Origin of the sequence: Leptotrichia sp. oral taxon 223, from assembly GCF_013394795.1 — a bacterium.
Lineage (GTDB): Bacteria > Fusobacteriota > Fusobacteriia > Fusobacteriales > Leptotrichiaceae > Leptotrichia.
Genome location: NZ_JABXYU010000001.1, coordinates 1,654,830 through 1,667,473, shown reverse-complemented (window position 1 = coordinate 1,667,473; position 12,644 = coordinate 1,654,830). Strand labels below are relative to the sequence as shown.

15 protein-coding genes are annotated in these 12,644 nt (G+C 29.0%); all 15 read right to left on the bottom strand.

The window, feature by feature from the left end:
* Positions 1–11: 11 nt before the first annotated feature.
* The 15 genes from HW275_RS08070 to HW275_RS08000 all read right to left on the bottom strand — a co-directional run bounded on the left by HW275_RS08070 (position 12) and on the right by HW275_RS08000 (position 12,523).
* Complete coding sequence (locus HW275_RS08070) at positions 12–632, bottom strand: Type 1 glutamine amidotransferase-like domain-containing protein (protein WP_178936035.1); 621 nt, start codon at positions 630–632, stop codon at positions 12–14.
* Between the two features lie 162 nt (positions 633–794).
* The gene (gene aroA, locus HW275_RS08065) at positions 795–2,087 is read right to left on the bottom strand and encodes a 3-phosphoshikimate 1-carboxyvinyltransferase (protein ID WP_178936034.1); all 1,293 of its coding nucleotides are present in this window, start codon (positions 2,085–2,087) and stop codon (positions 795–797) included.
* 21 nt (positions 2,088–2,108) lie between these two features.
* Complete coding sequence (locus HW275_RS08060; protein ID WP_178936033.1) at positions 2,109–2,852, bottom strand: hypothetical protein; 744 nt, start codon at positions 2,850–2,852, stop codon at positions 2,109–2,111.
* Between the two features lie 184 nt (positions 2,853–3,036).
* Positions 3,037–3,570 (bottom strand): DUF2262 domain-containing protein, encoded by a 534-nt coding sequence (locus HW275_RS08055; protein WP_178936032.1) that lies wholly within the window; start codon positions 3,568–3,570, stop codon positions 3,037–3,039.
* A 17-nt stretch (positions 3,571–3,587) separates the two neighbouring features.
* Positions 3,588–4,589, bottom strand: coding sequence for a YhcG family protein (locus HW275_RS08050; RefSeq protein ID WP_178936031.1), 1,002 nt, complete (start codon positions 4,587–4,589; stop codon positions 3,588–3,590).
* Between the two features lie 92 nt (positions 4,590–4,681).
* Positions 4,682–5,218 (bottom strand): hypothetical protein, encoded by a 537-nt coding sequence (locus tag HW275_RS08045; protein WP_178936030.1) that lies wholly within the window; start codon positions 5,216–5,218, stop codon positions 4,682–4,684.
* Positions 5,219–5,234: 16 nt separating this feature from the next.
* Positions 5,235–6,011 (bottom strand): hypothetical protein, encoded by a 777-nt coding sequence (locus tag HW275_RS08040; RefSeq protein ID WP_178936029.1) that lies wholly within the window; start codon positions 6,009–6,011, stop codon positions 5,235–5,237.
* Between the two features lie 71 nt (positions 6,012–6,082).
* Positions 6,083–6,775, bottom strand: a complete 693-nt coding sequence (locus HW275_RS08035; RefSeq protein WP_178936028.1) for a hypothetical protein — start codon at positions 6,773–6,775, stop codon at positions 6,083–6,085.
* Positions 6,772–7,866: a 3-dehydroquinate synthase gene (gene aroB, locus HW275_RS08030; protein WP_178936027.1), complete on the bottom strand. Its 1,095-nt coding sequence runs from the start codon at positions 7,864–7,866 to the stop codon at positions 6,772–6,774. Before aroB ends, HW275_RS08035 begins: the two co-directional genes overlap by 4 nt.
* 141 nt (positions 7,867–8,007) lie before the next feature.
* Positions 8,008–8,610 (bottom strand): GNAT family N-acetyltransferase, encoded by a 603-nt coding sequence (locus HW275_RS08025; RefSeq protein ID WP_178936026.1) that lies wholly within the window; start codon positions 8,608–8,610, stop codon positions 8,008–8,010.
* A gap of 25 nt (positions 8,611–8,635) precedes the next feature.
* On the bottom strand, positions 8,636–9,517 hold the full coding sequence (locus HW275_RS08020; RefSeq protein WP_178936025.1) for a prephenate dehydrogenase: 882 nt from the start codon (positions 9,515–9,517) through the stop codon (positions 8,636–8,638).
* Between the two features lie 38 nt (positions 9,518–9,555).
* Entirely contained in the window at positions 9,556–10,575 is a 1,020-nt protein-coding gene (gene aroF, locus HW275_RS08015; protein ID WP_178936024.1) for a 3-deoxy-7-phosphoheptulonate synthase, read from the bottom strand.
* Between the two features lie 63 nt (positions 10,576–10,638).
* Positions 10,639–10,959 carry a putative heavy metal-binding protein gene (locus HW275_RS08010; protein WP_178936023.1) on the bottom strand — a complete coding sequence of 107 codons (321 nt, stop codon included), beginning with the start codon at positions 10,957–10,959 and terminating at the stop codon, positions 10,639–10,641.
* A gap of 550 nt (positions 10,960–11,509) precedes the next feature.
* Positions 11,510–11,749, bottom strand: a complete 240-nt coding sequence (locus tag HW275_RS08005; RefSeq protein WP_178936022.1) for a type B 50S ribosomal protein L31 — start codon at positions 11,747–11,749, stop codon at positions 11,510–11,512.
* Positions 11,750–11,956: 207 nt separating this feature from the next.
* A complete protein-coding gene (locus HW275_RS08000; RefSeq protein ID WP_178936021.1) occupies positions 11,957–12,523 on the bottom strand; it encodes a hypothetical protein in 567 nt (188 codons plus the stop codon).
* Between the last annotated feature and the right edge of the window lie 121 nt (positions 12,524–12,644).

Sequence of the window (12,644 nt, the reverse complement as noted above, 5' to 3'; positions counted from 1 at the left end):
TCCCCACATTTTTATTTATCAACATTTTTTACAACAAAATCTTTTCCATTTACAAAAACTGCCTCACTATTGCTTATTGGAAGCAAATTTAATTTATTTTCATAAATTTTTAGAGTTTCTTTTGTACTTTCGACAAATGGAAATTCATTATTATGTGGCAAAATATAAAAATCTGTAATATTCATTGCTTCATAATTATCTAAATCAGAAGCAATATCCTTATTATCCATTATCTGATTGTATTCTATATTTTTAGAAGTAATAATCGCTCCAGCTGATTCTCCTATATAAAGCATTCCATTTGAAATTTTGTCTTTAATAGTATCTAAAATTTTTTTACGTTTTAGCTCCTGCAATAGATAAAATGTATTCCCTCCTGATACATACAAAATTTTTGTATCCTTTAATATATTTTCTATTTCTTGTTTTTCTGTTTTTGAAATATCTAAAATATTTATTGAAAATCCCAATTCCAAAAATGCCTGCTTAGCTTCATCTACATATCTTTTATAATCTTCAGTATTTGAAGCAGTAGGAACAAACGTAATTTCTTTTTCTGGTACATCTTTTAAAAATTCTTTCACTAAATTTTTTGTTCCTGCTAAATATGATGTCAAAAATAATTTACTCATATAAATTCCCTTTCCTAACGGTTTTAACAATATTTAATTAAATTTCACATTCGCATATTCAATTAATTCTCTATTTCTATTTTAAAAAATTTTATTTTAAATTTTACCATTTTTAACTTATTTTTCTATTACAAATAACCTTTATCTTTCTAGAAAATCTTTTTAACAATCTTTCTCAATTTCTCCACCCATTTTCACAAAATCATCCCAAAAATGCGGATAAGATTTTCTAACACTTTCAGCCTCTTCCAGAATTATTTCCTTTTCGCATCTCGTTGAAGCGATTGCAAGCGACATTGCAATTCTATGGTCATTCCATGAATTTACTGTAACTCCACCTTTAAATCCTTCTACACCTTGAATTATTAAACTGTCCCCTTCCTCAGCCACATTCGCACCAAGTTTATTCAGTTCCGTCTTTATCGAAGTTATTCTATCCGACTCCTTTATTCTAAGCCTTTCTCCATTAATAATCCTAGTTTCCCCTTCACTCAAGGCTCCTAATACTGTCAAAATCGGCCCAATATCAGGACATTGCGAAATATCAATTACTGTTCCTTTAGTTTTAGATGGCTTAACAATCACATAATTATCGAAAATTTCAATATTTGCACCCATTCTTTCAACAATTTCTATTATTTCCCTGTCGCCCTGCAACGAGTTCTTATTCACATGCAGACATTTCACTTCATTATCACGATTTGCCGAAATTATCCCCGCAACAATCCAAAACGCCACTTGTGAATAATCCCCCTCAACAGTATAATCAAACGGCTTATAAATCTGATTTCCCCTTATATCAAAACTCTTATAGTCATTGTTCACAATTACAATTCCTGCCAGTTCCAATATTTCCAATGTCAAATCAATATATCCTTTAGATTCCAGATTCTTATTAATAGTCAGCTTTGAATCTCCGTCCAAGAGTGGCAAGGCATACAAAAGTCCCGTAATAAACTGTGAACTTATATTCCCGTCAATTTCATAATTTCCTGCCTTCAATTTTCCATTCACTGTAAGTGGCAATTTCCCATTCTCATTTTTATAAAAAATTCCCTGCTTATCAAAAATCCTATAATACGAGTCAAGCGGTCTGTCCACCAATTTACCTTTTCCGTCGAAAATCAGTTCATTTTCACTTGTAATCCCAATCGGTATCAAAAACCTGATTGTAGATCCCGACTCATTGCATTGCACATATTTATCTTTCGGAACAACTTTTCCGCCATTTCCAATAATTTCAAGAGAACTTTGCTCTCGATTGATTTTCGCTCCCCAGTTTTCCATAATATTTGTTGTTGTTGTAATATCCACAGAAAACTTTAAATTATCAATCGTTGACTTTTTCCCGCCTTCAGCTAATGCAGCCGCAATTACCGCCCTGTGTGAATAACTTTTTGATGGTGGTATTTCTATTGTACCGTTTAAGGTGCTTGGTTTTATTTTTATTTTCATACATCTTTCTCCTTTTTCTATTTATTTTTTTCTCTTCATTTTAGGTCTAAAAGAAGCCTTTAAATCAAAACCTTTACTCAGAATCTTATCCTTATCTGAAATCTCTAGGATAATTTCTTTTTCACTTCTCTTATTTGATAAAAATTCAACTAGACTTTGCCAGATAAAATCTTCATCAAGATATACTCCTAACTTTGATAAATATGGATTATAAGTAAATTTATAAATATAAACATATCGGTTATTGTGAAGTCTACCAATAAGTTCTATAAAAATCATTGGTTCATTTAATATAATATCCTCTTTATTTATATTAAGCTTCATAAATCTTTTGCTATTATAAGATAACAAATAGTCCCAATCATCTCCAAATCTACTGAAAATATTAAATGTCTTTCCATCTTTAAAAGTAAGTCTTTTTTTATATCCAAGCTTAGAAAACTTTCCCAAAATTTCTATATTCTTTATATCAAAATGAGTATATACACCATTTTCAGTAAAAAATAAATGTATTAGTTTTTCTCCAATAAAAAGAACTTTATGAATGTTTTTTTCATCAATAACTTTTATATCTTCTTTTAAATTTTTATTGAAATCATCTTCTGAAATTCTGTAATCTGTATCAATATTTATATTGTCTATATTCCCAATCAAAGCTTGAAAATATTCACAATAAGTTTTTCTATTAAAAACTAATTTTTCATCTACCCCATATTTTGACACTTTGTAATCATAAAAATCTTTAAATTTACTAATTATTTTCATATCTCTCCTTCAATCTTTTAGGAGATTTTAGTATGAAATTATTATTTTACTTTATCTCCTAATTTTTTCTGTAATTCCAAATTTTTTTCCTCTATATTTTTTATTATTTTTGTATAATTCATTTTTATCACTCCGATCTTTTAATTTCTGTATATCAAATTTTTTTCAACACCCAAAACTAAATTTATCCTACAATATCCGCTTCATAACTAAATTCTCCACTAACATTTCCCATAAGTTCAATTTCATGCCCCGCAAAAAACACTTCATCATCATAATAGTACACCGCAAAATCTCCATCAGAAGTTATATTCAAACCTTCAAGATAAATCCCATTTTTAAAAACTTCTTTTGAAACTTTTTGATCTTTTAACTCTTTCTTTTCTTTTTCAGTAAATTTAGAATTTGAATTTTTTTCAAGTACAGCTATCATTTCATCTAAATCTTCTTCATTTATAGATGCAAACCAATCTTCTGCCACTTCCATCAAATCTTCCACAATTCTATTTCTCATTCTTTCATCCCATTCTTTTTGATTGAAATACATAACCTTAAATTGTTCTATTGCCCCTTTAACTTCCTCTAGTTTTTTCTCTTCATTCCAATCATGTTCAATTCCACCATCAAAACTCACACTTATTTTTCTCCCAAGCCACTCAACTTCAGTTTCAAAATTTTTTATTTCTCCAAAAATTTCATCTTTTATAGCATTACTCATATTAGTCCTCCATTTTATTATTCTTCCTCAAGAATTTTAATAAATTCCTCTTTACTTGGCAAAACCGTCTTATACGTACTTGCAAAAATTCGCTCATTATCTTCTGGCAACGTGTACTCCACCAAAGACTGATTTTTTTCCTGACACAATACTATTCCAATTGTTTTATTTTCATCATCTAATTTCATTTCTCTGTCATAATAATTTACATACATCTGCATTTGTCCTATATCCTGATGTTTTAATTTCCCAATTTTCAAATCAATTAGGACAAAGCATTTCAAAAGTCTGTTATAAAAAACTAAATCAATGTAAAAATGCTGTTCATCAAAAGAAATTCGTTTTTGTCTACCTACAAATGTAAAGCCATTCCCAAGTTCCAACAAAAAATTTTCCAACTTATTTATTAACTTTTCCTCCAGCTCACTTTCTGAATAACTAGACTGTTCTGGCAATCCTATAAATTCAAGTATATAAGGATCCTTTATCAAATCCTTTGGTTTTTCTATAATCTGCCCTTTTTGTGATAATTCCAGAACTTTATCTTTATTCCTACTTAAACTCAATCTCGTATACAACGCACTATCAAACTGTCTTTCTAGTTCTCTTAAACTCCAATTATTTTTAACAGCCTCAATTTCATAAAATTTCCTTTCATCAGGATTTGAAATTCTACTTAATTTCACGTAATGCGACCAGCTCAGTTTGAATTGGTCAGACACTGTCTGACCTTTTTCAGAATAAACTAAATAAAAACTCCTTATTTGCTTCAAATTTGTTAATGAAAATCCTTTTTTATATTTTTCAGTCAACTTTTTAGATAATATTTTCAAAATTTTCTTTCCATATTCCGCCCTATTTTCACCTTTCTGCTCTTCCTCAACTATCATTCTTCCTATCTCAAAATACGTCAAAACCATCGTCTGATTAACAGTTGTAACAACTTTTTTCCTTGCATTTTCCAACAAATCAATTACATTTTTTACTATTTCCATATTTTCAATTTCTCTCTTTTTCATTATTTCTCCCCCTTTTATAAATCCCTTTTTAAATTCATCAGACACTGTCTGCTAAATTTCCAAGAAACTGTCTCAAAAATCTCGTTTTCCAGTTAATTCCCTTTACTCATCTGTTCCCTTTTCTCAGCTTTTATAAAAGCAACTACAGATACAATTGCAACTAAAATTATCCAAGCCCAATCCTTATATATTTCACTACTTATTTTAAAAACTCCCATCCACGAATAAGATAAACCTTCTAAAAATGGTAATTTTTCCTCTTTTTTCAAATAATAAGCTACCAAAACTACATCAACAAAGTATACTGCAATCATGGAAAAAATTGTAATTACAGGAATTCCTTTTGTAATATCCCTCATTGGCAAAGCTTCATATTTTGGATTTAGTAAATTTTCATTTTTAGCATTTGCTCCAAATTTACTTTGACGCACAGGTTTGGCAATATTTTTACTCTCTGTCTTTGTCTTTTTAATTTTTATTCCAAATATCCAGCCAAAAAAAACTATAAAAAATATAATTATAGAAATTATTTTATATCCTAAAAAAATCATCGAAAACCCTAAGCAAATCATAGCTGCAACAATAGAACTTAACCCTGCAAATAAAATTCCATTTAAATATCTCTTCATAAATAATCCCTTTCATTTAATTTTTATTCAGTTTTTTTATTAAAAAAACTAACAGATTTTCACAGAAAATCTCCATTTCATTTCCAAAAGCTAAGATAATAGCATCTTTTAAATCTTTCACATAAATTACACCATCTGTCACTCCAACCTTATAATTTTCCCATTCATAAACTTCATCATCAAATGTAATATTTTCTTTTGAAATTTTTATTTTCTTTAAATTCTCAAAATTCTCAATTTGCTTCTTGTCTGAGAAAAAACTGAAACTTAATTTATGTGATTTTCTAAATGGAAACTCCTCACTTCTTCCATTTTCAATCTTTTCTAACGCACTCGGGTAATTCTGTTTTACAAAATCTTCTTGAAATAAATCAAAAGCATCTTTTTTATACCCGCCTGCATTAATTTTTTCCCACTTTCCTTCGTTAGATTTGAAAAAGATGGCTGTAAATGTATTTCCCACCATGTATACTTCCTTTGAAAGAAAATATTGCAAATTTTTATAATAATTTTTTTCATTTTTTCCTACGCTAAAACCATCATCATAAAAATAAACATTTGGATATTTCTTTTTATAGTACGAAAACACAAAGAAATCCACTATACCTAGTATAATTAATAAAATTATAAAAATCACAACAGTAGAAACATAAAAATTTCTGCTAATTTCAACAGCAAATAATAAAACTACTCCTATATTTAATACCAGCAAAGAAATTAAGAATTTTGCAGAATTAAAAATTATTTTTAACCAGTTCGCCTTTTCCACTTTTTTTAAATTTTCCTGTAACATTTTTTCACTCCTTCACTATTTCAAATGATTCATACAGTATCTGAATTTTTTAATTACTCACAATCCCAAGTCTAAAACATATCTTCGCTCCTATTTTTCAAAATCATTTTCGTTTGCTCCAAATCCTCTTGTCGTGATTTCACATTATAGAATGATTTTATATCTTTTATTTTTTGCAAAATCTCTACTTTATCTTTATACGGAAAATTTGTCTGCATAAGTAAAAGTTTAATAGAAACTTCAAAACTTCTAACTGACTTTCTTGTAAATAATTTTTTTCTAAAAAATAGTGGATCTTTTATCATTTCATCAAAATCAATAATCACATATCTTTTATCACTTTTATTTTTATCAATCATTATATTTCCTAAATGAAAGTCCAAATAGTAGTATCCTTTTTTGATAAAATTTTTTTCCACTTCAGACCATCTGTTTATTGCATACAAAATTTTTTCCTTATCGCCTGACTTTGCAAGATAGTCAAAAAAATGTTCATAATGTCCATGATAAGTTTTATCTATATCTTCTGTTATTAATTTAGTTTTGATGCTCATAGGAGAAAATTCTATTTTTTCATAATCCAAAATTTTCATAAAATTTAATTTTGAAAAATCTTCTTTTATTATATTATAGACTTTGAAAGAATTTTCAGCCCTTTCTGTTTCAAATAAAAAAAATCTCTTCATTGCATCCATATTTTTATATTCATATATTTTTTCATAAATATGTTTTGATTCTATTTTTTTTACTTTCTTAGTTTTCATTGTTCAAACACTTCACTTTCTGCCATTTTAACAATTTCCACTTTCCCAATTTCTACCAAAAATACAAAATTAATCCCATCACTCGTACTTTTCTTATCTCTTTTCATAATTTCAGAAATCTTATCTTCTGGATATTTAATCTCAACTGGCAAATTCAACGCTTTTAACAATTTTTCAATTCGCACAAATTCATTCTTTTTAGTAATCCCTTTTCTTTCCCCAATTTTTGTAATATCTACCATTCCAGCAGAAATTGCTTCTCCATGTGAATATTTCTCATAATTTGTAAACTGTTCTATCGCATGCCCAATCGTATGCCCAAAATTCAATATCATTCTCAAATTGTTTTCCTTCTCATCTTTTTCCACAACTTCCTTTTTTATCTCACAGGAACGGTAAACAAGCTCATTCACATACTTCATCAGATGTTCACGTAATTTCTGTTTATAATTTTCATCAGTTTTTGAAAACCCAGCTGACTTTACAATATTTTCCAGCTTTTCAAAAAAATTCTTATCGTAAATGCAGCCATATTTTACAATTTCAGCAAATCCATCATAAAAATATCTGTTTGTCAATGTATTCAAAAAATAATTGTCAATTAAAACAAGTTTGGGCTGATGAAATGCCCCAATAAGATTTTTCCCTTCAGGCAAGTCAACTCCGACTTTTCCACCAACACTGCTGTCAACTTGTGAAACTATCGTTGTAGGAATTTGAATAAAATCAATGCCACGCATATAACTCGCCGCTGCAAATCCGGCAATATCTCCAACAACTCCGCCACCAAATGCAACAACCATATCCTTTCTCGTAAGCCCTGCATTTACCATCGCCGAATAAATCGCAGGCATTATCCCAATATGCTTATTTTTTTCTCCCGCTTTCAGCACATAAATTGTATAATTAAAGCCTTTAAACATCTTCTCGTACTCATTGTTATAAATCCTGTCTACATTAGAGTCTGTAATAACAAACAATTTTTTCCCGCCATAAACTTTTCTAATATATTCAGGAAATCTTTCAAAAAAATTCTCCCCAATGACAATATCATAAGAATTTCCCCCCAATCCAACATTCAATATTTCCATAGTTTTCTCCATCCTCTCTTCTGATAAATAATTACTAATCAAAATATATTAAATAAACTTTTAAAATAAGTTATTTGTATATTAAAATATAGCAAAACCATTAAATTTAAGCATTTAAAATGATTTTACTATAAATAAATTTTATTTCAAATTGTATCTTTTTTCAAGTTCTCTCTTTATATAAAACGACTGAAATTCTTCTTTTAACATGTCCATTATAATCACATCATAAGTTTTTCCCATAATCTCAACTGCTTTACGCAATCTTCCTGCTTCCTTAAATCCAGCTTTTTTGTACAAGTTATAAGCTGCCTCATTATATTCAAATACATTTAGTGATATATTTCTCAAATTTAAAAATGAAAAGCCATAATCAAGTATCAATTTTATAGCTTCCATTCCATAACCTTTTCGCTGATATTTCGGATTTCCAAGCATAATTCCCATTTCAGCTGTTCTATGTATATCTCCTATTGATTTAAAACCTACATTTCCCAAAAGTTCATCATTTTCCAATAATCTGACAGCAAATATTTTCTCTTTTTTGATTGAATTTAATAATTCTTTTTCACTTTCAAAGTCCATAATATTTGTATAAACAACACAGCCTAGTCCTGCTGAAACTTCTATATTATTCACCATTTCAGTATATTTGTCAACATCATCAAGAGAAATTGGCGAAAGATAAACATTATCGCCAGTCAATGTTTTTAAATATTTTTTCTTTTCAAAATTATTTTCCATTTTATTCCTCCTAAATTAATTTTCCTTAGTCAATTTTCTCTCGCCGTTTTGTTGAAATTATGAACTTTTCCTTTAAAGTTCCTAAATCATTATCATTCAATGCATCTTTAATTATATCCAGTTCCCGTTCAAACTGCTGTATCATTTTCAAAAGATTTTTTTTATTTCCCATAAAAAGTTCTGCCCACAAATCTTCATTTATCTTTGCAATTCTTGTCAAATCTCGGTAAGAATCCCCAATAAACCGGTTTGTATCGTACTTTTCACTATCGCTGTTTACGAGCGAAACTGCAATTGCGTGAGTAAGCTGGCTCGTAAATGCAATAATTTCATCATGTTCCTGTGCTGTAAGAAAACTGACTTTCTTAAAACCCATGCATTTCACAATTTGCGAAAGCAATTCCAAATTTTCTTTTTTATTTTTTTTATTCTTAATAATTATATAGTTTGCATCTTTAAACACTCTGTTGTCTGCAAAGTCAATTCCACGTTTTTCACGTCCAGCCATAGGGTGTCCAAAAATAAAATCAATATTTCTTCCGCTTTTTTCAATAATTGGATCAATGTCTTTGATAATTTTTTCTTTAATTCCAACAACATCAGTAATTATCGCATTTTCCTTAAAATAATCAATATTATTCACAAAAAACGACTTCATCAGGTTCGGATAAAGAGTAATCACCACAAAATCTGACTTTTCTAAAGGCTCCCTAGTCTCGAGAAATCCTTTATTTATCATATTTTTCTCTTCCGCCTTCTTTATCGTTTCCTCATCAATATCAATCCCGTAAACAGTCTTCATGCTCATTTCCTTAAAACTTTGTGCAAAAGCTGCTCCAATTACTCCTAGTCCTACTATTGTTACCGTTAAATTTTCTATTTTTTCCTTGAAATGATTACTTATCATCTTACCACTCTCTTTATCACTTTTTCAAATAAAAATTACTATTTAAAACTCTTCCCCAATACATTTGCAATCTTCTCCACATCCTGCATTAAATTATCAAACACTTCAAATTTCAATGACTGCGGCCCATCTGACAATGCCTTGTCTGGTTCAGGATGCACTTCTACCATAAGTCCATCTGCTCCAGCGGCAATTCCTGCCATCGCAAGAGGTTTTACCATCCAGTATTTTCCAGTTGCATGAGCTGAATCTACAATGATTGGCAAATGTGTCAATCTTTTAATCATCGGAACTGCGTTCAAGTCCAGTACATTTCTGTAAGCTGTTTCATAAGTTCTGATTCCTCTTTCACAAAGAACTACATTTTCATTTCCGCCAGCCAAAATGTATTCCGCCGACATCAGCCATTCTTCGATTGTTGCGCTCAATCCTCTTTTTAACAATACTGGAATATTTGTTTTCCCAACCTCTTTCAGCAAATCAAAATTCTGCATATTTCTCGCTCCAAGCTGAATCATATCAAGATGTGGCCCAAATTCGTGCAATTGAGCAATTGACATAACTTCACATATTATTGGAAGCCCTGTTTCCTCTTTCGCTTTCTTCATAAGTTCAATACCTTCCATTCCTAATCCTTGGAAAGCATAAGGCGATGTTCTCGGTTTTACAACTCCTCCTCTCAATATATTTGCTCCAGCGGCTTTTACAGCTCTTGCCGTATCAATTATCTGCTTCTCATTTTCCACAGAACAAGGCCCTGCCATCATCACAAGGCTATTTCCACCAATTTCCACATTTCCCACTTTTACAATAGTGTTTTCTGGCTTAAATTTTCTGCTCGCCCTCTTATAAGGCTCTTGCACCCTTTGCACATCCAGCACATAATCCAGCGCCTGAATATGCTTTATGTCAATTGTGCTAATATCCCCAACTAATCCCAAAATCGAATATTCTTTTCCAGCAATCAGTTTAACGCTTACGTTATTTTCCGTTTCCAGTCTATTTATCAATTTTTCCAATATTTTTTCATTTATTCCGCCATCTACTTTAATAATCATCATTTTTTCTCCTATTCCATTTTTATTACTTATTACAAAACGATTTCACTGTACAATTTCAAATTAACCTGTAACTACAGCCGTTCCGCTGCAAGTTACCATAAGCATCCCATTATCTGCTCCCAACACTTCATAATCCATTTTCACGCCAATAATAGCATTTGCTCCCAAAGCTGCAGCTCTCATCTTCATTTCCTCCAGAGCATTTGTTCTCGCTGTCAAAAGCTCATCTTCATAGCCTTTAGATCTTCCACCAAAGATATTTCTCAAGCTTGCCCCCATATCCTTAAACATATTTACTCCTGAAATAACCTCTCCAAATACAATGCCTTTGTATTCTATAACTTTTTTGTCTTGAATTTCATTTGTAGTTGTAATAATCATTTTTCTTACCTCTTTCCCTTATTTTCTTTCTTTAGATAAATTTTTGTAAAAAAAAACTCTCTTAAAATAATTTTAGGAGAGGATAAATCTAAATATTTACATATGACATTTATTTCTATATTTTACGATACTTTAATAGTTTATTTACTACAGCCAAAATTTATAAAATTTACCTAAACAAATTAAAATTACAAAAACACTTTTAATCATTATAAGCAATTATTATATTTCAAACCTCTACATCCAGCAATTACACTTAATCAACCTCAAATCTCTCATTTTTCAAAAATTATTCAAAATTAATTAACTATAAATCTCTATTCTTTTGTAAATCCTGCAAATCTTCAATACTACCAATTTCTAAACTACTAAACTACCATCTTTGTTTTTCAATAAAATCAAATTTCCTACTATCCTACTATCCTACTAATTATTTCATATATAATAACAAATATTGGATGTATTGTCAACTATTAAAATTAGGTTAATATAAAATTTAGTTAAATAAAAAACAGAGAATAAACCATCCCTGTTTCCAATATCTTCAAGATTATAAGTTGTATTTTTTCTTAAATTTGTCAACTCTTCCAGTTTCATCAACAAATTTAGATTTTCCAGTATAGAATGGGTGAGAAGTTGAACTTGTTGCAACTTTTATTACTGGATATTCTTTCCCTTCAAAAGTTGTTGTTTCTTTAGAAGTTTTAGTTGATTTTCCTAAGAATCTTTCTCCGTTACTTGTATCTTCAAATACTACAAATCCGTATGATGGATGTAAATCTTTTTTCATGTATCTATGCTCCTTTCTATTTATAACTATGATTATTTTCAATATTTCATATAATAATACCATATTTTTCTTTAATTTTCAAGTATCGATATAGTAAAAATTTAGAGGAAATATTAATATTCTATTTTTTTTATTTTGAATTCATTCAAATACATCTTCAAACATTTACATTACATCTTTTCAATTTCACAATTAATCAACTCTCTTCTATTTGTCCCAAAATAATTCATCTATTTTATTTTTTATCTCCATTATCTTGCTAATTTCTACCAAAACTTCCTTATTTTCTGGCAATATATCTTCATAAGGTAAACTTATCATTATATCATCCATCACTTTTTTACTCCCAAATTTTTCAAAAAATATATGAATATTTCCATCATCAAATAAATACTCCCCAAAAAATTTATCTTCTTCATATTCAAAATTCAAATTTTTATTGTTTCTTTTAAGATATTTCCTTATTTTAGGAAGAACTGTCTTTATTTCATCTCCCACTTTTATACTTTCCCGATTATTCAAATACAATTTTTCCATACAAAAAGTCAAAGATTGATTCTCTGGTTTTTTAAGATTTTCAACAAAAAAATATAACGAATAGTATATTTTCAATCCTTTATATATCAAATCTATTGATATTGTTATTTTATCATCACTCAATTTCATTTCTATTTCTTCAGGAACAGAAAAAATTTTCATTATTTCTTTTAAAGATATTTTTCCTAGCCCATTAATTCCATAAGTATTATTTAAAATATATTTTTGCTTTTCCATTAAAATTCTCTCCTATCAAACATTTTTTATTAATTATTTGTAAAAGTCTAAAACTTCTAATAAATACAATATTTTTATATTTTTATTTTTCTTACTTTTCTCTATCCTCTGCCAAAGAATC